This window comes from Lysinibacillus fusiformis, assembly GCF_003049525.1.
Taxonomy (GTDB): domain Bacteria; phylum Bacillota; class Bacilli; order Bacillales_A; family Planococcaceae; genus Lysinibacillus; species Lysinibacillus fusiformis.
Window position 1 is genome coordinate 188,543 of the sequence record NZ_PYWL01000002.1, and the last position, 20,202, is coordinate 208,744.

Genomic DNA, 20,202 nt, shown 5'->3' on the forward strand with positions numbered 1-20,202 from the left:
AAGTTCCAATATATTCTCTAGTTTAACGATAGGAATGATAGATTCCAAGGCATTTATGCTATAAAAAAGCGGCAGGATATTTGTATTCTAGAAAAAAATATGATAGATTATTTAATACTATAAATTCGAAGGGAGGGCGAAGTAATGGAAACTGTTTGTGCGAAAGGTTTAACCGAAGTAGAGGTAAAATCTTACAATCTTTGTGGGGATTTGCTGGCTAAGGGAGAAGTATGCCCTTTTTTAAGCAAATTTCATATCGATGCAGGTTCCGGTTGCTTTTTGCCTTCTTTATTTCTTACTGATTGACATCCAATTAAATGGGATGTATAGATTGCTAGACGCCGGTTCGTAACGGCGCTTTTTTTGTTTAATTATAAAATTTAACATGCCCTTTTTCTCATAGGGATGTTTGTAAGGTGCCGTTTTATGACGGCGCCTTTTTTGTGTTTGTTTGAAAGGAGTGAAAAGTGATGTGTAACCTTATATGTCCATTTATTTCTTGAGCAATTCGCTTAGTAGTAATGGATAAAATAAATAAGGAGATTGAAAAAATGATACTTCAATTAAATGGAATTAGTAAGAGCTACTTGGGAGATCCGATTCTTTCAAAGATAACCATGAAAATGGAACGTGGCGATCGGATTGGACTTATAGGTGTAAATGGGGCAGGAAAATCAACGCTACTAAAGATCATTACAGGGGATCTTCCCTATGATGAAGGCGACATTTTTATAGGCAAGGGAATGAAGCTAGGTTATTTGCGACAAGATAGTGGGTTACAGCCAGAACATACGATTTGGACTGAAATGCTTGGGGCATTTACTGAGCTTCAAGAGGCTGAAAAGGAACTTCGAGAGCTGGAAATGCAGATGGGTGAGCCTTCCTGCATCAATAACCCCGAAAAGCTGGAACAGGTAATGAAGATATATGCCAGCAAATCAGATTGGTTTTCACAGCAAGGTGGCTATGATGTCGAGGCAAAAATAAATAGTATGTTAAATGGAATGGGCTTTGGTAGCATCCCGACAAACACTCTTATCGAATCATTAAGTGGTGGACAGAAAACTAGACTGGCACTTGCTAAAATTTTACTAGAGCAGCCGGATTTATTGCTGTTAGATGAACCGACTAACCATTTGGATTTTGCGACTTTAAACTGGCTTGAAAGCTATTTACGTGGCTATCAGGGTGCTATTATTGTTATTTCGCACGATCGTTATTTTTTAGATGCCCTTGTCAATGAAATTTATGAGATTGAACGCACCCATGGAACAACATACAGCGGTAACTATTCTAAGTATGTGGAAAGCAAGGTGAAAAATCGCGAATTAATGGAAAAGAAATATACGATGCAACAGCAGCAAATCGCCAAAATGGAGGATTATATTGAGCGGAATATTACGATGGCTACTTCCTCGAAAAGCGCTAAGAACAAAAGGAAGCAGCTCGAACGAATAGATCGTCTTGAAAAGCCTCAGAAGGATCTAAAACACGCACAAATGACATTTGCTACAGATAAGAGATCTCATAAAGAAGTGTTGAAGGTAAAAGATGTAGTGCTCTCCTATCAGCTAGAAGATAGCAAGAAAATATTATTGCAAGATATTGAGTTTTCCTTGGATAGAGGAGATCGGGTCGCATTAGTAGGTCCAAATGGTGTTGGGAAATCAACGCTTTTGAAGGCGTTATTACATGAATTGTCTCCGGACCGTGGCGTTATCGCATGGGGAAATGGTGTGACAATCGGCTATTATGATCAAGAGCAAGAGACATTACATCCTAATAATACGGTATTACAAGAGGTTTGGAGTACTTTCCCTTCGATGGAAGAGGCAAGAATACGGTCAGTACTCGGTAATTTTTTATTTACGAAAGAGGATGTTTTTAAAAAGATAGCCTCCCTTAGCGGCGGGGAAAAAGCGCGTGTAGCGTTAGCAAAGCTTATTTTGCAAAAAGCCAATGTGCTTATTATGGATGAGCCGACCAATCATCTTGATTTATTTAGCAAGGAAGTTTTGGAGGAGGCGCTATTGCAATTTGACGGCACCTTATTATGCATTTCTCATGATCGTTATTTCCTTAATAAGCTAGCAAATAAATTGCTTGAATTATCACCAACTGGGATGACGGCCTTTTCAGGAAATTATGATGATTATGTTCAAAAAATAAGCCATTAAAGGATTTAGGGGCTACCTCTATAGCAAGAGGTGGCCCCTTTTTTAAAAATTACAGACAGAAGTATAGATAATATAATTAAATAGTGTTATCGTAAGAACTAGCTAAATAAAATGATCCTTCGGGGTAGGGTGAAATTCCCAATCGGCGGTGATGAAGTAATTCAAAGTCCGTGAGCGCAAGCTGATTTGGTGCAAATCCAAAACCGACAGTAACAGTCTGGATGGGAGAAGGGTATAAGTGCAAGCTTTTTAAATTCAATGTAATTTAGAAGGTCTATTTGACTATGCATTTATGACACGACTTCCCGCAAGTATGTTGGGAAGTTTTTTTATTTAGCCAATCAATTGAATAGAAGATGTTCTTCGGGGTAGGGTGAAATTCCCAATCGGCGGTGATGAAGCAATTCAAAGTCCGTGAGCGCAAGCTGATTTGGTGCAAATCCAAAACCGACAGTGATAGTCTGGATGGGAGAAGAACAAATAAGATACTAGTCTATGGAAAAAATGTATATCCAAATAGGCTTATTTATTGATGTCTTATACTCCCAAAACCCCTTTGTCAAAGGGGTTTTTCTTTTTATATGAGCTTTAAGAAGGGAGACGGATAGAAGCTCAAGAGTGGTGGATAGAAAGGCAAGAGTGACGGATAGAAGCTCAAGAGTGACGGATAGAAACCCAAAAGCCACGGATAGAAGCTACGTAAGATCAGTGTGAAAGCAGGTGAAGAAATGTTTACAGGTATTGTGGAGGATATTGGCACTATTAAAGCCTTGCAAATCAATAAGAACAGTATGAAAATTACGGTTCAATCATCGAAAGTTGCTGAAGATGTGGGGTTAGGGGATAGTATAGCGGTCAATGGTGTTTGTTTAACGGTTACTCATTTTACGAATCGAGAGCTTACGATGGATGTTATGCCTGAAACCGTCAAAGCTACAAATTTACATCAGCTGACAATAGGGGATCCGGTTAATTTGGAGCGTGCGATGCCTGCTAATGGGCGATTTGGGGGTCACTTTGTTGCTGGTCATGTCGATGGTGTTGGGAAGATTTTACGAAAACGTCCGGTGGCCAACGCGGTTTATATTGATATCGAATTGTCTGAGGAACTAACAAGTTTCTGTATTCCGAAGGGCTCCGTAACGATTGATGGCACAAGCTTAACAATCTTTCATGTTGAAACGAATCAGGTCACGATTTCACTGATTCCTCATACTTACAAGGAAACGATTTTAGGTATGAAAAAAGTAGGCGCTTTCGTCAATATTGAAACAGATTTAGTCGGTAAATATATTTTAAACGAATTGAAAAATGGGCAAGGCAAGTCAATGATTACAAGAGATTATTTAGCACGACATGGTTTTTAAAATCACATAATGAGGAGATGAAAAATAGTGCTACATGCAATTGAAGATGCCATAGAGGATTTAAAGCAAGGGAAAATAATCATCGTAGTGGATGATGAGGATCGGGAAAATGAGGGGGATCTTCTAGCGCTTGCTGAATTTATTACTCCGGAAACGATCAACTTTATGGCGACTTATGGAAAAGGTCTAATTTGTACGCCGATTTCGCAGAAGCTAGCACATCAGTTAGATCTGCACCCAATGGTTCAGCACAATACGGATAACCATCAAACAGCATTTACCATAAGTATCGATCATATGGACACAACAACGGGGATTAGTGCCTTTGAGCGGGCATTCACCATACAAAAGATGTTGGGATCTCAGGCGAAAAAAACTGATTTTCGTCGACCAGGACACATTTTTCCACTAATCGCAAAGGATAATGGTGTCTTAGAGCGAAGGGGCCATACGGAGGCGAGCATTGATTTAGCTAAGCTTTGTCACAGTATTCCTGCTGGAGTGATTTGTGAAATTATGGGGGACGATGGTCACATGATGCGCTTTGATGAATTGACAAAGTATGCAGCACATCATGGATTAAAAATGATTTCCATTGAGGCGTTAGCCGCTTATCGCAGTCAATCATTTACAACAAACTAATAACGAGGGAGATTTTAAAAAATGGGTCAAACATTTGAAGCACAATTAATTGGGACGGATTTAAAAATTGCGGTAGTCGTAGGTCGATTCAATGAGTTTATTACAAGCAAATTATTAGATGGTGCAATGGATGGATTAAAAAGACACGGTGTAGATGAAGCATCCATTGATGTTGCATGGGTGCCAGGAGCTTTTGAAGTGCCTTTTATTGCGAAACAATTAGCAGAGACAAAGAAATATGATGCCATTATTGGTTTAGGGACTGTTATTCGTGGTTCTACAACACATTATGATTATGTGTGTAATGAGTCGGCAAAAGGAATTGCGAATGTATCCTTAACGACCAATGTACCAGTTATTTTCGGTATTGTTACAACAGAAAATATTGAACAGGCGATTGAGCGTGCGGGAACGAAATCAGGTAATAAAGGCTATGATTCCGCGATATCGGCAATTGAGATGGCTAATCTACAAAAAATGATTGGCTAAGAACATTCTGAATAGGTTATCACAGTATTTGTTTCTTGAATAATTTTTATGTCCATGGGAAAAATATGCCTAAGTATATTTATTACATGTCGTAGTTTTCATAAATGTACTAAATTTGAGCAGGCTCAGTAGGAGATGAGAAGTATTTCAATGGAACAAATGATGAATTTGAAAATGTTGAAATCACTATTTCAACGCTCTGCTGATATAATATTCCAACAGTATAATTTTCAGCAACATACAGTCCATATGATAACCTGTGATGCTATGATAGACGAAGAACTCCTTCAAACGGTTGTGGTCGAACGTGTTCAATCCTTATTTAACTGTGGTTCTGATGAAACGTTAGAGGAGCTAATTGAACAGCATCTTCATGTGCCCTATTTACAAAAGGTCACTAAGAAAGAGGATATGATTACAAGAGTCTACAAAGGCCATGTCTTATTATATTTTGAGGAAGATCATTTGATTTATTCCAGTGATATTTCAAATAGACCTAATCGTGAGCCGGGGGAAACAACGCTTGAGTTAGTTGTAAAAGGACCAAGAGATGATTTTATTGAAGATGTATTTATTAATATAGCTTTATTACGAAAACGTTTACCTACGAATTCATTTAGTGTAGAAACATTAGAAATCGGTCAACGCTCTAAAACAACGGTAGCCGTTTTATATATGGAAGACATTGTGAATTTAAATATGCTAGAACAAATCCGATTACAATTACAAAAAATTGATACAGATATTGTCGTCAATGGTGATTTACTGATGGAGGCAATTGAACAGACGGCTAAAGTTCTACCTAGACATGATTATACGGGAAGACCAGATTTTGCTCTTCAAGCATTAATGAGAGGAAGAATACTAATAATGATCGATGGCGTTTCCTATGCCATGATTATTCCCGCCAATATTATGCTGCTCTTTAAAACATCTGAGGACAATGAATATCCGGTCATTGTCAGTTCAATGGAACGGGTGCTCCGAATTTTTGGGATACTGATTAGTATGTTACTTCCTGGTTTTTGGCTAGCCGTAACGACGTATCATCAAGAGCAGCTCCCCTATCTTCTACTTGCGACAGTGGTTGAATCAAGAACGGGGTTACCGTTTCCAACGATACTTGAAATCATGATGATGCTATTTATGTTTGAAATGTTCCGCGAGGCCAACTTACGCTTGCCTAGTGCCATCAGTGGCTCGATCAGTGTTGTTGGAGGGTTAATCATTGGAGATGCTGCAATTAAAGCTGGCGTGACAAGCCCTTCGATGATTGTTATCATTGCGATTTCAAGCATTGCTGCATTTACACTCGTCAATCAAGCCTTTGTAACAGCAATGAGTATTTTTCGATTAATTATCATTTTATTTTCAGCCTTTTTGGGTCTGTTTGGATTTTTTATTTCGGTCTTTTTCATTATTATCTATGCAGCAAATATGCGTGTACTCGGTGTGCCCTATATTAATTTTAATGCAGATTTTGAACAGGGTAATATTGGAAAATCCTTACTGCGTTTATCGCCGAAGGGCTATAGTCTAAGACCGTCCTTCCTAAAACCACAGGACCGGACACGAACGGCAAATATTAAATCAAAAAAAGATCAGGGGGTATGACCGTTACCTGACATCAGACTATAGACAAGCTCAAAAAAATTGGAGTTTGCCTATAGTCTTTTTTTATAATTAATTCCACTACGGGAGATGAGCTGTTTCTAATCCACTTTTAAGAACTCCGTAGTGCTGAACGACTATTTCTCCGCATATGAAAGAGAAAGAATAACAAAAACCATTGAGAGTCATTATCTTCTCAATGGTTTTTGTCTAAAGCTCTCTACATTTTGTAGCTATTTGAAAGGAATATGGACGATGGCAGTCGTTTCAAGATGTTTCGATGATTCAATCGAAATATCTCCATGATATTTATGGATGATTTCTTTCACAATAAATAGTCCTTGCCCTCGAATTTTCCCATTTTCATGCTTCTTCGTAGAGAATCCTTGTTTAAAGATTTGGTTTGCGTCTACAATATTCGGTCCTGTATTCGTAATTTTAAATTCATATTGTCCTTCATCAGCTTGACAACAAATCATAATTTTACGTTGCCCCTCAGGCAATTCATTCGCAGCATCAATCGCATTGTCAATTAAGTTCGATAGAATCTTGATTAAATCGGTCGTTTTAATTTTATTAAAATCGCCCTGAGAGATGGTGAAATCCATATCAATATTATGATTCTGTGCTGTTAGCTTTTTCGTTTGTAATAATATGGATAAACCTGGATGGTCAATATTTAATTTTAATGATTTAATCGCTTGTACTTCTTTCGACAGTGATGCTAAATATTGTTTTGCTTGATCCGTTTTTTCTAATTGTAAAAGGCCATGTAAAACTTGGATATGGTTCGTGAAATCATGACGTAACGATGACACCGAAGTAATCAATGTTTTGATTTCTGCTTGGTAAGTGTCTTCTGTGGCGCCTACTTCCTTCGCTACCTCTTTTTGGTACCATCTTTGTAAAAATAAAAAAGAACCAGCAACAATTAAAATAAATACACCATTGAAAATAAAAATAAATAGGTTATCTTCAATCACTTTGCCTTTAATACCATTCAATGTATCTGCACTTATATCAATGCCTAGGTAACCGATTATTTGGCCTGTATCATCTTTAATTGGCGCACCAACAGATAAATAAGAACCATGGACTGAATCATGGATTACCTCTGTGACATAGGTTTCACCATGATAGGCTTTTTCTACTTGTTTAGCTGGAACAGTACAAACCTCACCTATTTCAAATCCTTTTTTTAGTTCACTTGGCAGACCCATCACCATTGCTTTTGATACTTTTGGATTATCCACCTGCAATGTATAAACAAATAATGCACCTAGCTTTACCCTTGCATCATTTAAGTAACTTCTTACTTCCCAATAATAATCATTTTTTTGCGGATTATTCAAAAATTGCTGATAAGCAATTGTATCGATGGAAGCAGCAATGGAATTAGCAGCCTCTAGACTTTGATTAGCAATTGATTCTTCAACGGTCTTTTTAATTTTTACATAGGATGTAATGATGTTTAAACTTGTAAACAAACATAATAAAATGGTGGATAGAATTAATATAAGCTTTATTTTTCGATTTTTCATATTACTCGGGACTTCCTCATCTATTAATATTCTAGAATATTAATTAACTCTATTTTTTGTTTGTAAACCAAACAATGCTTGTTTATCCTACATAAATTAAAACACAAAATCAATATGACTTTAAAATTACACACCGTAAACACTAGTTTAATAATCCTTTACAAGAAAGTAAACTAAAAAGGTGAAACAGCATATTTTAAGTCTCATTTCCTATACTCATGGAAAATTCAAAAAGTTTCTAAAACAAAGGTCACATAAAAAATGAGTGGGTCCCAGTCATATATAATCTTTTCACTCCTATTTGTAGTTAAAGTACTTTATATAAAAATTAAAAGGAACGAGGATCGGCGACTCCTGCAGAAATCGACAGTTCATTTATTTCCATGTGAAAATAGGGAGCTTTTTTCTATTTGTAAGACATACATTACAAAGAATAAAGTGATAAAATGAAGGGGATGAAAAAATTGGAAAAGGATCTCCTGAAATTATTAAAAGAGGGAGGACTTATTTTATATGCAAGACATGGGACTGCAACAGTTGGTGTAGATCAAGTAAATGGTCTATTTCAAAGTTGTCAGTATCAAAGAAATTTATCCGAACAAGGCCGTCATGAGGCTGTATATTATGGCCAAATGTTGCGTTATTGGCAAATTCCCATCCTTGCGCCTATCAATGCAAGTCCTTTTTGTCGAACGATTGAAACAGCTCAGTTGGCTTTTCCGAATGTTCAGGTACAAATAGACCCTTTTTTGTTTGAGATTTTTATGTTAGATGGAAATCTTTCGACTGTTCAACAAAATTCAATTTTAATGGCTTTTCAATCTATGTTGGAAATGAAACCACCAGAGGGAATCAATAGAGTCATAATTGGTCATAGTTTTCCGAAAAATGTGGGACTAGGGGTCATCCCGAATATGGGCACGGTTATTATAAAACCCAAAGGCTTAGGTCAAGGATATGAAATTTTGGGGAAACTGACATTAGAAGATTTAGCAAAATTAGATTCCATTTGAGATGAGGGAAACGATGAATATTAAAACAGTTTCACAATGTACATTAGAGGAAGTATTACGGGCGTGGAACAAAGGCTTTGAAGGATACATTGTGCCCATCGACATGACGGCAGAGATGTTTTTACAGCGGCTTGTTGGGGAGGGGCTGTCAGTTGAGCACTCCATTGTCGCTTTTGACGATCATGAACCAATTGGTATTGTCATGAACGGCTTTCGACACATGGGTGGCAAGAAAATAGCATGGAATGGGGGCACGGGTATTTCGCCTACTTATCGTGGGAAAGGCGTTTCACGATTATTAATGGAGGAAACTCTAGCTATCTATGAACGGGAAAATGTTGAAATTGCCACACTGGAAGCAATAAAGGAAAACTCAGTAGCAATTGCTTTGTATGAAAGATATGGCTATGTTATAACTGATCATCTTCAGTTTTTAAGTGGGGAATATGAGGCGAAGATAGAACATACGTCAGCTATTCGGACTGAAATAATTCGCCCAGAACAATTACCTCATGTGCCGTTTTATCAGGAAGATGTTCCTTGGCAATGTAGCTGGCATAGCATTAAACAGGGAGAAGCTAGAGTTTTCTATAATGAAGCAAATGATGTGCTCGGCTATATGTTATATAAAACAGTGTGGGGGAAACAGGGTGAGTTAGAGCGGGTCATTCTGTATCAATTGGAAGTATTAGAAGAGTATAAAGTCGATTTACTAGCACACTTCTTAGCCAGTGTGACAGCTCAGAAGGTGAATATAACCGCCGTTAATTTCCGAGCAAGCAACCCAGCAACGAGCTATTTAGTGGCAAATGGACTAAAGGTGACGACAGAGCAGGTACAGATGAAAAGCAAATCTAACCATAGTTGTCAACCTAACGAAAATCCAGTATACTAATGCGATAATGAATGGGAATAGAGGATGAAGGACATGACGTTTGAAGAAATATTACCACGCTTAAAAGCAGGAGAAAAAAGTATTCGTGCAGGCTGGGGCGGTGCTGAACTATATGTGAAGCTAGTTGGTCAAAGCCAACACGATGGAGAGACTTTGAATCCTTATTTTTTAATTAATGTACGCGGAGAAGGGTACACAATGTTCACGCCTACAGTATGTGATTTATTAGCAGAAGATTGGATTGTCGTTGAATAATAATATGAGAAGTCATCTCAATTTTGAGGTGGCTTCTTTTTGTAAGGAGACATGGTATGAAGTTTGAAGAATATAAAAATAAAACTGTTTTCATTACGGGGGCAGCGTCAGGCATTGGATATGCTCAAGCCCTTGCATTTTTAGAAAATGGTGCGAATGTATTTGGATTTGATATAGAGGTACGAGGGTTAGTCCAATTGCAGCAGCAATATCCAGAGCATTTTGCCTATATGGTAGGAAGTGTTTGCAGCCAACAAGATGTGGAACAGTCATACGAGGCTGCTATTTCTTCATTTACACAAATTGATATTTTATGTAATACAGCAGGCATTTTAGACGGCTTTGCAAAAACGCTAGATACAGACGAAGCACTGTGGGATAAAATTATGAACACGAATGTCAAAGGAACGTTTTTTGTGACTAATAGAATCTTGTCTCATATGGTTGCACGTGGAGCTGGTACGATTGTCAATATGGCTTCGATTGCTGGACTTGTTGCAGGTGGTGGAGGAGCGGCCTACACAGCTTCTAAGCATGCCATTGTTGGCTACACGAAGCAACTAGATTTAGATTACTGTAGAGCGGGAATACGGGCTAATGCAATTGCACCTGGAGCCATTCAAACGCCGATGAATCAGGCAGATTTTGAAGGCGATGGGAAAATGGCGAAATGGGTGGCAGAGGAAACACCTGCTGGTCGCTGGGCACAACCTCAGGAGGTGGCTAATTTAACCTTATTTTTAGCAAGCTCAGCAGCAGATTATATGCATGGCACTGTCTTGCCAATCGACGGCGGCTGGTTGACCAAGTAGCATTGTTCATTCAGTTATTCTTCTGCTATAATACGCAAGTAAGTAAAATTGCTTGCACTACGGCACTTCATATAGGGCGCTAAGCTCTCTTCCTTTGGTCGTAGTTATTACTAAAATAGCGATTAGCTATTTTACAAAGGAGAATAAAATTGAATACTTCGATTGTAAAAGATTCAAGCCGTCTGTCAGTAAGTGAGCTGACAAAGATGGCTCTTGTTGCAGCTCTCTATGTTGCTGTAACTGTTTTATTGTCAGTCATTAGCTTTGGCGCTGTCCAACTACGTTTGTCAGAAATGTTTAATTATCTGGCCTTGTACAATAAGCGCTATGTAGTAGCAGTAACGTTAGGCGTTATACTTGCAAATTTCATGTCGCCCACATGGATAGTAGATGTGCCTATTGGTGGGATTGCCACCTTCCTAGTCTTATTACTTTGTAGAAGTATTACAAAGCATATCGCTAATGATATTGGAAAAATGGTAGTGACAGCCCTGATATTTGCTGTATCTATGTTTACGGTTGCTGGGCAATTAACTATTCTTTATGACCTTCCTTTTTGGGCTACATGGTTCACAGTGGGAATTGGAGAATTATTGTCTATGACTGTTGGTGGACTGACAATTTACTTATTAAATAAAAAAATAGATTTGTCTAAATAATTGAATGATTATAGCATGATCCATACAGCAAGAAGGGACTCCCATTGGTCGATAAAGCACCATTGGGAGTCCCTTCTATTTATCCTATTGGTTAACTTGAGCGTCTATGGACGTCTCACCACTAGTATTATCAGGCTTTGCAAGAAGCTGCACTGAATTGGACGTATTTGATAGTATATAATTTCCTTTGCCCACAGCTAAAACCTTAGCCACATATTCTGTGGATGGGATGAGTGGTTTACCAAATGCATCCAACTCTATATTTAGACTTTGACTTACATTGGGGAGACCATTCTGATAAATTCTAGTACTATTATTATTGTTAATGGCATCACTATCTTTGAAGCTATCTGCTTCATTTTTAGGTAGCATAAACACTCTATATTCCGTTACATTTTGTCCGTTATTGACCTTGAAGCTAATTGTAATATCGGAATATTTATTAGGACCCTCTTTAAAACTCAGTTGCACATTCTCCATCGTTACAGGTGCTGAGTGATCCACTAAAGTAATAGAAGAAGATGGGTAGGATAAGGTATACATGGCCTTGGCAGTTCCATTACCTACGGACAATACATACACACGATACTCTTCACCATTCGTGATAAGTCTTCCATCTATATCTTTACTATCAGTTGCCAAACTCATACTAGATTGACCTTTATTTATATCTGTAAAATTAGCTACTTTACTAGCTGCGTTCACATCAAAGCCATTTGCTTTTGATGCGGGTACGACAAGAATGCGGTAACTACCTATATTCGATTCATCAGAAGGCTTCGAGAATGATATTTGTAAATCTCGACCATCTCCAAAATCACCAATATCGCTTGCAGTAACATTACTTACCGCCTGAACAGCTTTACTTTTACTAAGTGTTATTACAGGCGAAGCGGAGGATAGGGCATAGGTATTTGGAGAATTCCCATTGGAAACAGTCAGTACATAGACGCGGTAGCTAGTTCCTTCCGTAATATAATTACCACGCACATCCCTAATCCCATCCAGCGTTCTAGTTGTAGCGGTATTCCCACCTTTGCTTTCTGTGATGTAATAATTGCTACTATTGGCTTGTGAAAGATTAAAGCTGCTGTAATACGCTGTCGGTACGATTAGAATTCGATAATGATTGACATTTGATTCATTAGAGGGCTTCGTAAATGTTACTTGCACATCACGGCCATCACCATTATCGTCTATATCTGTGACATTTAGATTGGTTACAGCTTGCACATTAAAGTTCTTATTTAACGTCATTGTAGACGTCGGCGCAGAAAGTGCATTGCTTCCTATGCCATTCGCGACAGTTAAAACATAGATACGGTAGCTAGTACCTTCTTTGATCGTATTACCGCGCACATCCCGAGTATTTTCAGATAATGTTTGCTCATACGTAGATTTTCCAGATTTGTATACAGTCGTGTAATTGCTGCTGGATACATTACTTGCTTCCGTCAGACTGAAGCTATTGTAATATGCTGTTGGTACAACTAGAATCCGATAGTGACTAATGATTGACTCGTCTACAGCTTTATTGAAAGAGACAAATAGGTCACGTCCATTACCATAATCACTTACATCGCTAGCATAAAGATTCGATACTGCACCTGCATTGCTGCTAAATAGCGTAATCGTATTGGAGACTGAAGACAGCATGTTATTCGCTGAGTTATTTGCTACGGCCATAACGAACACACGATAGTTAACTCCATTTTGAATGGGATATCCGTCAGTATCTCTAGCCCCTGAAGAGAGCACCTGAGTAATATTGTAGCCTGTTTTATTTACTTGTGTGTAATAAGTGCTAGATAAACTGTTCGCCTTCGTCAATGTAAAGTTCGAATAGTTGTTAGCTCTTACTACAAAAATTCGGTAAGCGTTGATAGTAGATTCATCGGACACTTTATTGAAACTCACTCTCAAATCTCGCCCATCCCCAAAGTCATTGACGTCATTCACTTGTGTAATAATTGGTGTAGACATTGTATTTTGACTAAGTGTTACTGATGATGAGCCAGTTGACAGCTTATTTCCTAATGAATTCGTATTACTTACAGATAGAACGACCGCTGTATAAGGTACGTTGTTTTTAATGAGATCACCGGCAGTATCACGTGCAGTGGAAGACAAAGTTCCTGTCAAAATACTGCCGTTACTTCCCGATTTATTCACTGTTGTGTAGTAGCTGCTTGATAAATTATTTGCAGTGGTAAGATTAAAATTGCTAGCATCCCTAGTCTTTACGATAAACACACGATAATTGGAAATATTATTATCATTTTGCGGACGAGTGAAGCTAACTGAGATATCGCGTCCATCGCCAAAATCGTTTATATCATTCATTTTCACATTTGTTACCTCTGTAACAGACGACAAATTGGTTAAGGTAATTTTTGCAGAAGAACTCGATAAAACGCTAGAATAAGAACCTTTCCCAACAGCAAGTATACGAACCACATATGGCTGATCATTTCTAATATAGTCCCCGTCCACATCTCTTGAATTCTGCGATAAAGTAATAGCACGGTTCGAACCTGATGTAGACACCATTGAATAATTAGAAGGGGAGACTTTCAAGGCAGATGCCAAATTAAAGCTCTTTGAAGCCTTCAACACCATTACCCGATAATGATCGACGTATGATTCTGTAGATGATCTGGAAAAGCTAACCTCCATGTCACGCCCATCTCCCTGATCATTGACATCGCGAACCGATACATTGCTCGCAGGAGAAATACTAATATTGCTTGGTGTGTCATCAGATATAATCGTTACGGTCTGATTTCTTGAGTTCCAGTCAACTTCCTGACCAAGCGCTTCACTTACGAAGCGGACTGGTACCATTGTTCTGCCTCTTAAAATTTGTGCTGGTACATCAAGTGTAACTGACTGGCCATTAATAGTAGCTACCTTCGATTTCATCTTGAGAACTACTGTTGTATCTCCTTTATAACCTGTTACCGTTTGACTCCTTGAATCCCAATTTACACTAGCACCCAATGCCTCAAAGATTGCTCTAAGTGGTAGCATAACACGCCCTTGAATCATCGCTGGCGGCTGATCGGTCTTCAATTGAACCCCGTCCACAGTAATTGTAATGGCTTTTGCCGCTTGTGCGGTTGCCGGTTGCAGCAATAGCGGTACAATAAGCATTGCTGCGAAAAATAAAGTCCATATTTTTTTCATAAATTCCACCCTTCTTCATGCTATATGACTGACGCAGCATGACAACTAATTTAACGTATCAAAGGTCTAAAAGTTTCACCAATTTACCTCTAAAAGAAAATTTAACCATTAGTGGCTGTGTAGCGGTATTTTCTGGGGAGGAGGATCTACTAAAATAGAGGATTACACTGATCTTTATAAAATAAAGAAGGCAACGCTCTTACCCATAGTCACTTCCACTGAATGAGAGGATGGTGACTATAGATAAAAGAATTGCCGAGAAATTACAATGGCTTACTTTTTGGTGTTATTCCACTGTTACTGATAGTTCCTTTACAAGTAAAGATGAGGAGCCATATCCTTTTGGCAGGAAGTAAAGCTCGGAGCTAGTTTCTTTAATATCATGTAGGAATTCGAAAAAATTACCGGCTATGGTCATTTGCTTAACTGGGGAGGCAATTTTACCATTTTCAATATGAAATCCTTTTGCAGCAACTGAAAAATCACCTGAAACCGTATTCGTACCAGAGTGAAGCCCAGACAATTCAGTAATCAATACACCATTCCTAACCGAGTGAATTAACCCATCTAGTGTTTTCTCACCAGTTGAAATATATAAAATTTGAGGCGCAATCGTTAACGCTCCCTTGTAGGAATCTTTATGGGCATGCCCGGTTGTTTCGCAGTTATCTATTTTAGCCGTTTTTCTATTATGCAGAAGCGTTTGGAGTGTACCCTCTAAAATAATTTCCTGCTCTTTAGTTGCAACACCCTCACCATCAAAGCTTGCTCCAGACAATGCGGCAGGATGGAATGGAGTACTCAGCAATGTAACAGCTTCTGATGCCACTTTTTGCCCGACTTTTCCTTTTAATAGAGATTGATCTTTTTGAGCATTTTCAGCGGACAATATCGGCATAAACGTTTCTAATAATGAGGCTGATGCATCAGAACGAAGAATGATTGGATATTTACCACCTGGAATCGATTTTTCACCTAAATTCGCAAGAGCTTCCTCTGCTGCTTCCTTTGCAATATCATCCGCCTGAAGAGAATGAAAATCACGTGTCATTTTCAAATAACTGCCTGTTTTCATTTCTTCGCCTTCTTTTACAACTGTGGAGAGGAAAATCACGAAGCCGTTCTCCTTATGGGATAAGGCAAGATTTTTACTATTCACTAATGAGCGTTCAGCCGTAAATTCTTCCATGAAACAATAATCGAGAGTAATAATGCGGGAATCGTAGGCATGAATCTTTTCCTCGATGGAACGAAGAAGCTCTATTTTTTCTGAAATTCCGATCGTTTCTAATTTTTCATTGTAATAGTCATAAGATGGGTATTCGGAGCTGCCATCAAAAATAGCTATGCCCTCATCCTCATCAAGTATGTTTGCATTGGCTTTAGCGCTATTAATTAAAAAGGGAATTGACTCATCGTCTAGCTTTTCCGTATAGGAATAGCCCATTTTACCGTTGTAAAGTCCTCGTAGGCTTAGACCTCCGTCCTCAGACGTTTCATAGCTATCAATCTCGCCCTTGTAAAGCATGCATTTGATCGATTTATTTTGTTCATAATAAACCTCAGCTTCTATAAAACCAGCTTCTTGTGCCTTATCTAATAGTTTTTCCTGGTATTTAACCATGTTCATCCATTATTCCCCCTTCGTTCCACCAACTGTTATTTCACTTACGCGAATCATTGGCTGACCTACATTGACAGGAAGACTCCCACTTAGAGAACCACACATACCTGCTCCATGAGCGAGATTATTACCTACTCGATCAACAAGCTGCAATGTTTTTGCGCCATTGCCAATGAGTGTAGCGCCACGAACAGGGCGTTCGATTTTTCCGTCTTTGACGATATAGGCCTCCATTACCGCAAAATTATAATCGCCAGTAGAAGGGGAAACTTGTCCACCTCCCATATACTTTGCGTAAATACCATACTCTGTCGATGCGATAATATCGGCTGGCGTAGATGAGCCTGGGGCGATATACGTATTTGTCATACGTGATGTAGGGTTAAATCGATAGGATTGTCGACGAGAAGAGCCTGTTGGCTGAGCATCCATACGGCGAGCATTAAATTTATCAATTAAGTAGCCCTTTAAAATACCATTTTCAATTAAAATGTTCTTCCTTGTTTTTTCTCCCTCGTCATCAATATTTAATGAGCCCCACTCGTTCGGAAGTGTACCATCATCAATATATGTAACAATTTCAGGAGCGACTCTTTCACCGATACGATTGGCGAACACAGAATTATTTTTGGCAACAGCAGTTGCTTCTAAGCCATGTCCACAAGCCTCATGGAAAATGACGCCACCGAATTCATTATCAATAATGACTGGGAATTTACCGCTTGGACATTCATCTGCATGAAGCATTGTGACTGCGATACGTGCAGCTTCCCCTGCGTAATGGTTTAGGTCTAGCTTTTCAATAAATTCAAAGCCTGCATGTGCACCTGGGCCATAGAAGCCCGTTTGTACCTCAGTACCCTCTGTAGCTGTCGCTTGCATGCTAAGTCTACTGTGAACACGCGTATCCTCAACAAATTTACCTTCTGAATTTGCAATCAGTACGTTTTGTTGTTCATCGAAATATCGAACTTTTACCTGGTGAATTCGGGGGTCATATTGTCTGGCAATCGAATCTGCTTGTCGCATAACAGCTGTTTTTCTTGCATGCTCCACTGTATGAGGCATGTGAAGAATTTGATGAATAGGAGTGATGATCTCTTTATGAAGAGGGTGAATGGTACCCGATCCACCGCCTTTGATGGCTAAGGCTGCACGTTCTGCCGCTGCAAGTAAACCTTCCTCAGAAAAATCATTGGTATACGTATAAATGCTTTGAAGTCCTGAAAAAATACGGATGCCGATTCCAAAATCACGCCCAGTAATACTTTGTTCAATCTTGCCGCTTTGTAAGACAAAGTCATTGACATATTTATCCTCTATAAAAATTTCTGAAAAGTCCCCACCAGTTGCTAGCGCGGCTTCAAGGACATTTTCAATAATGGATTGTTTGATCATATATCTTCCTCCTTTTCTTGATTATACCAAATAGTTAAAAAATTCTGTACTATCCTATTTTCCTAGATTTGAAGATAGGGTCACATAAATTTATGTATAGTACATAAAAAATTTTTTATGACATATTTCTCTAACCATTTCGCCACACTAACAGAAAGACAGAGGAAGGTGAAAAGATGCAACAACCATATAATGTCGGAGATATCGTTTATATTTTTTATCGGAATCCTCATATTCAGGATGTAGCGAATATACAGGAAGCCGCGGTTGTTTATCATCCAGAGCAACCAGAAGAGCTAGCCGTATTTCTATTTGAAACCTATTACCCGATAACGCAAGACATGTTAATTTTTTCAAGCGAAATGGCGGCTGAGCAAGCCTACCATCAGTATTTTCATTAAGGGAGGATTATGATGAATAAGCCATTTATCCCTCAGCTCGTCTATTTTGAGCCTGATGCGCTTCACTATCCGTTAGGTCAGGAGTTAAAAGAAAAGTTTGAGCAAATGGGGATTGAAATACGTTATACCACTTCGCATAATCAAGTAAGAAATCTTCCTGGAGACAATGATTTTCAAAAGTATCGCGTAGCGAAATCTACTTTGGTAGTAGGCATTCGGAAAACGTTAAAGTTTGATACATCCAAGCCCTCCGCTGAATATGCCATTCCATTTGCTACTGGCTGTATGGGCCATTGCCATTATTGTTATTTACAAACAACGATGGGGAGCAAGCCTTATATTCGTACTTATGTCAATGTGGATGAAATATTGGAGCAGGCGGATCATTATATGGCTGAACGAGCTCCTGACATCACACGTTTTGAGGCATCCTGTACGTCCGATATTGTAGGGATTGACCATCTCACACATACATTGAAACGTGCTATTGAGCATTTTGGACAAAGTGAGTTAGGTCAATTACGATTTGTGACGAAGTTCCATCATGTGGATCACCTATTGGATGCTAAACATAATGGTAAGACAAGATTCCGTTTTAGCGTCAATGCGGATTATGTTATTAAACATTTTGAGCCAGGAACTTCTCCATTAGCAAAAAGAATTGAGGCAGCTGGGAAAGTGGCAAGGGCTGGCTATCCGCTCGGTTTCATCGTCGCCCCCATTTATCTGCATGATGGATGGCAGGAGGGCTATTATCAAATGTTTGAGCGGTTAGATGCTGAATTACCAAAGGATGTGCGTGAGGATATTACGTTTGAATTTATCCAGCATCGCTTTACGAAGCCAGCTAAGCGTGTGATTGAAAAAAATTATCCTATGACAAAGCTAGAACTCGACGAAACCGTGAGAAGGTATAAATGGGGGAAATATGGAATAGGTAAATACATTTATCAAAAAGATGAGGAAGAAGATATTAAAGAACATTTATATGGCTATATGAAAAAGTTCTTCCCACAAGCAAAATTAGAATATTTTACGTAATGAGAGAGAGCCTTTGTCGTTCTCTCTAAATTTTTATTTAAGCTACATATGGTTCATGGCATTGTTTGTGACTAATCCTATTGTATAATCCCCCTTTCAATGGTAACGCTAACAGAGAACGACAAGCAGAAGGGGAGAACAAGGATGGACTCATTTCAAGTAAATTGTTGGTCGGAGCATGAGGAACTAAAGGTGGTCATGCTTTGTGCACCTTCGATAGTAGATGTAACTGATTCAAAAATAGCTGAGCAGGTTGGGTGGAGTGAGCCTGTCAACCATCATAAAGCTATGGAAAATTTCCTGGCATTGAAGACAACGCTTGAAAAAGCTGGGGTAAGAGTGATTGATTATGCCGAAGAATTATCAAATGATCAGCAGCTGTTAAGTGAGCAGCTCATTAATCGTTATTTTGTGCGCGATTTAGCCTGTGTTGTGGGACAGCAGCTTTTACCTGGAAATGCAGGCAGCTCGTTAAGGCGCCCAGAGTATCCACATGCCCATGCTATTTTAGCCAAGTGGTTTCCTGAACAATTTATGCGTAAAGAACAGCCTTCTCAATCACTTGAATGTGGGGATGTGATGCTATTAAATAAGGATGCAGTCCTCATGAATCTAGGGATGAGAACGTCAATAGAGGCTATTGAAAGCTTGAAGGAGCGCTTTTTTCAACAAGGATTTTCAGAAATTGCGGTCATTGATTTACCGAAGGGCAATGATACGCTTCATTTAGATATGAATTGTAATGTTGTACATCATAACTTAGTGATTGCTAAAAGCTTTGTGCGTTATTTTCCTGTACAGGTGTTCACAGCCCAAGGGAATTATTATGATATGCCAGAACCATTTTTAAAGCGGCATGGCTTTGATGTTTACTGGCTCGAAACCTATAAAACCATTCCGGACATTAACTTGATTAATCTTGATCCAGAAACATTAGTAATCAGTAAGCAGGCATCTAAGCAGCAGTTATTAAAGCATCCATTACTGCACAAAAAGAAATTACTAGAAGTGGACGTCACAGAGCTTGAAAAAGGTGGGGGAGGCATTCGATGCATGACATTGCCTTTAGTCAGAAAGTAGTGAAGGGTTGA

18 protein-coding genes and 2 riboswitches are annotated in these 20,202 nt (G+C 38.8%); of the genes, 14 read left to right on the top strand and 4 right to left on the bottom strand.

The features are described 5' to 3' along the window. The first annotated feature begins 144 nt into the window (after nt 1-144). The 6 genes from C9J29_RS24225 to C9J29_RS05860 all read left to right on the top strand — a co-directional run bounded on the left by C9J29_RS24225 (nt 145) and on the right by C9J29_RS05860 (nt 6,289). Nucleotides 145-306, top strand: coding sequence for a hypothetical protein (locus C9J29_RS24225; protein ID WP_008176578.1), 162 nt, complete (start codon nt 145-147; stop codon nt 304-306). Between the two features lie 245 nt (nt 307-551). Continuing rightward, nucleotides 552-2,177, top strand: coding sequence for an ABC-F family ATP-binding cassette domain-containing protein (locus tag C9J29_RS05840; protein ID WP_237068758.1), 1,626 nt, complete (start codon nt 552-554; stop codon nt 2,175-2,177). 111 nt (nt 2,178-2,288) lie between these two features. Further along, nucleotides 2,289-2,414: riboswitch (FMN riboswitch) on the top strand. Between the two features lie 118 nt (nt 2,415-2,532). Further along, nucleotides 2,533-2,658, top strand: a riboswitch (FMN riboswitch). A 247-nt stretch (nt 2,659-2,905) separates the two neighbouring features. Then, nucleotides 2,906-3,544, top strand: a complete 639-nt coding sequence (gene ribE / locus C9J29_RS05845; RefSeq protein WP_107921778.1) for a riboflavin synthase — start codon at nt 2,906-2,908, stop codon at nt 3,542-3,544. Nucleotides 3,545-3,571: 27 nt separating this feature from the next. Beyond that, on the top strand, nt 3,572-4,186 hold the full coding sequence (gene ribB / locus C9J29_RS05850) for a 3,4-dihydroxy-2-butanone-4-phosphate synthase (protein ID WP_107921779.1): 615 nt from the start codon (nt 3,572-3,574) through the stop codon (nt 4,184-4,186). A gap of 21 nt (nt 4,187-4,207) precedes the next feature. After that, nucleotides 4,208-4,675 carry a 6,7-dimethyl-8-ribityllumazine synthase gene (ribH, locus tag C9J29_RS05855; RefSeq protein WP_008176574.1) on the top strand — a complete coding sequence of 156 codons (468 nt, stop codon included), beginning with the start codon at nt 4,208-4,210 and terminating at the stop codon, nt 4,673-4,675. A gap of 150 nt (nt 4,676-4,825) precedes the next feature. Continuing rightward, on the top strand, nt 4,826-6,289 hold the full coding sequence (locus C9J29_RS05860) for a spore germination protein (protein WP_090001336.1): 1,464 nt from the start codon (nt 4,826-4,828) through the stop codon (nt 6,287-6,289). A gap of 230 nt (nt 6,290-6,519) precedes the next feature. On the opposite strand, the gene C9J29_RS05865 is transcribed toward C9J29_RS05860, so the two are convergent. After that, nucleotides 6,520-7,827 carry a Spo0B domain-containing protein gene (locus tag C9J29_RS05865; protein WP_107921780.1) on the bottom strand — a complete coding sequence of 436 codons (1,308 nt, stop codon included), beginning with the start codon at nt 7,825-7,827 and terminating at the stop codon, nt 6,520-6,522. A 464-nt stretch (nt 7,828-8,291) separates the two neighbouring features. On the opposite strand from C9J29_RS05865, the gene C9J29_RS05870 reads away from it, so the two are divergent. The 5 genes from C9J29_RS05870 (at nt 8,292) to C9J29_RS05890 (ending at nt 11,461) form a co-directional block, all read left to right on the top strand. Further along, entirely contained in the window at nt 8,292-8,840 is a 549-nt protein-coding gene (locus tag C9J29_RS05870) for a histidine phosphatase family protein (RefSeq protein WP_043990160.1), read from the top strand. Nucleotides 8,841-8,853: 13 nt separating this feature from the next. After that, nucleotides 8,854-9,735, top strand: a complete 882-nt coding sequence (locus C9J29_RS05875) for a GNAT family N-acetyltransferase (protein ID WP_043990158.1) — start codon at nt 8,854-8,856, stop codon at nt 9,733-9,735. Nucleotides 9,736-9,768: 33 nt separating this feature from the next. Continuing rightward, complete coding sequence (locus C9J29_RS05880) at nt 9,769-9,990, top strand: DUF2829 domain-containing protein (protein ID WP_043990157.1); 222 nt, start codon at nt 9,769-9,771, stop codon at nt 9,988-9,990. Nucleotides 9,991-10,046: 56 nt separating this feature from the next. Beyond that, on the top strand, nt 10,047-10,802 hold the full coding sequence (locus C9J29_RS05885; RefSeq protein WP_008176563.1) for a 3-oxoacyl-ACP reductase: 756 nt from the start codon (nt 10,047-10,049) through the stop codon (nt 10,800-10,802). A gap of 149 nt (nt 10,803-10,951) precedes the next feature. Continuing rightward, the gene (locus C9J29_RS05890; protein WP_301337913.1) at nt 10,952-11,461 is read left to right on the top strand and encodes a QueT transporter family protein; all 510 of its coding nucleotides are present in this window, start codon (nt 10,952-10,954) and stop codon (nt 11,459-11,461) included. Nucleotides 11,462-11,545: 84 nt separating this feature from the next. Here C9J29_RS05890 and C9J29_RS05895 read toward each other — a convergent pair whose 3' ends face one another. From C9J29_RS05895 to C9J29_RS05905, 3 genes are all read right to left on the bottom strand, one after another. Beyond that, nucleotides 11,546-14,647 carry a copper amine oxidase N-terminal domain-containing protein gene (locus C9J29_RS05895; protein WP_090001732.1) on the bottom strand — a complete coding sequence of 1,034 codons (3,102 nt, stop codon included), beginning with the start codon at nt 14,645-14,647 and terminating at the stop codon, nt 11,546-11,548. Between the two features lie 286 nt (nt 14,648-14,933). After that, a complete protein-coding gene (locus C9J29_RS05900) occupies nt 14,934-16,277 on the bottom strand; it encodes a TldD/PmbA family protein (RefSeq protein ID WP_043990154.1) in 1,344 nt (447 codons plus the stop codon). A gap of 3 nt (nt 16,278-16,280) precedes the next feature. Further along, nucleotides 16,281-17,669, bottom strand: a complete 1,389-nt coding sequence (locus C9J29_RS05905) for a TldD/PmbA family protein (RefSeq protein WP_008176557.1) — start codon at nt 17,667-17,669, stop codon at nt 16,281-16,283. 176 nt (nt 17,670-17,845) lie between these two features. Here C9J29_RS05905 and C9J29_RS05910 point away from each other — a divergent pair, with 176 nt between their 5' ends. From C9J29_RS05910 to C9J29_RS05920, 3 genes are all read left to right on the top strand, one after another. Beyond that, on the top strand, nt 17,846-18,070 hold the full coding sequence (locus C9J29_RS05910) for a transcriptional regulator SplA domain-containing protein (protein ID WP_008176555.1): 225 nt from the start codon (nt 17,846-17,848) through the stop codon (nt 18,068-18,070). 12 nt (nt 18,071-18,082) lie between these two features. Then, the gene (splB, locus tag C9J29_RS05915; protein ID WP_012293725.1) at nt 18,083-19,111 is read left to right on the top strand and encodes a spore photoproduct lyase; all 1,029 of its coding nucleotides are present in this window, start codon (nt 18,083-18,085) and stop codon (nt 19,109-19,111) included. 144 nt (nt 19,112-19,255) lie between these two features. Further along, nucleotides 19,256-20,191 carry an arginine deiminase family protein gene (locus C9J29_RS05920; RefSeq protein ID WP_107921781.1) on the top strand — a complete coding sequence of 312 codons (936 nt, stop codon included), beginning with the start codon at nt 19,256-19,258 and terminating at the stop codon, nt 20,189-20,191. Nucleotides 20,192-20,202 lie beyond the last annotated feature (11 nt).

What these genes read in the sequence shown, in the direction of transcription:
- C9J29_RS05920 (WP_107921781.1), top strand. Translation starts at nt 19,256, where the DNA reads ATGGACTCATTTCAAGTAAATTGTTGGTCGGAGCATGAGGAACTAAAG.
- C9J29_RS05895 (WP_090001732.1), bottom strand. Translation starts at nt 14,647, where the DNA reads ATGAAAAAAATATGGACTTTATTTTTCGCAGCAATGCTTATTGTACCG.
- C9J29_RS05875 (WP_043990158.1), top strand. Translation starts at nt 8,854, where the DNA reads ATGAATATTAAAACAGTTTCACAATGTACATTAGAGGAAGTATTACGG.
- C9J29_RS05840 (WP_237068758.1), top strand. Translation starts at nt 552, where the DNA reads ATGATACTTCAATTAAATGGAATTAGTAAGAGCTACTTGGGAGATCCG.
- C9J29_RS05910 (WP_008176555.1), top strand. Translation starts at nt 17,846, where the DNA reads ATGCAACAACCATATAATGTCGGAGATATCGTTTATATTTTTTATCGG.
- ribE (WP_107921778.1), top strand. Translation starts at nt 2,906, where the DNA reads ATGTTTACAGGTATTGTGGAGGATATTGGCACTATTAAAGCCTTGCAA.
- C9J29_RS24225 (WP_008176578.1), top strand. Translation starts at nt 145, where the DNA reads ATGGAAACTGTTTGTGCGAAAGGTTTAACCGAAGTAGAGGTAAAATCT.
- C9J29_RS05900 (WP_043990154.1), bottom strand. Translation starts at nt 16,277, where the DNA reads ATGAACATGGTTAAATACCAGGAAAAACTATTAGATAAGGCACAAGAA.
- splB (WP_012293725.1), top strand. Translation starts at nt 18,083, where the DNA reads ATGAATAAGCCATTTATCCCTCAGCTCGTCTATTTTGAGCCTGATGCG.
- C9J29_RS05865 (WP_107921780.1), bottom strand. Translation starts at nt 7,827, where the DNA reads ATGAAAAATCGAAAAATAAAGCTTATATTAATTCTATCCACCATTTTA.
- C9J29_RS05880 (WP_043990157.1), top strand. Translation starts at nt 9,769, where the DNA reads ATGACGTTTGAAGAAATATTACCACGCTTAAAAGCAGGAGAAAAAAGT.
- ribH (WP_008176574.1), top strand. Translation starts at nt 4,208, where the DNA reads ATGGGTCAAACATTTGAAGCACAATTAATTGGGACGGATTTAAAAATT.
- C9J29_RS05860 (WP_090001336.1), top strand. Translation starts at nt 4,826, where the DNA reads ATGGAACAAATGATGAATTTGAAAATGTTGAAATCACTATTTCAACGC.
- C9J29_RS05885 (WP_008176563.1), top strand. Translation starts at nt 10,047, where the DNA reads ATGAAGTTTGAAGAATATAAAAATAAAACTGTTTTCATTACGGGGGCA.
- C9J29_RS05905 (WP_008176557.1), bottom strand. Translation starts at nt 17,669, where the DNA reads ATGATCAAACAATCCATTATTGAAAATGTCCTTGAAGCCGCGCTAGCA.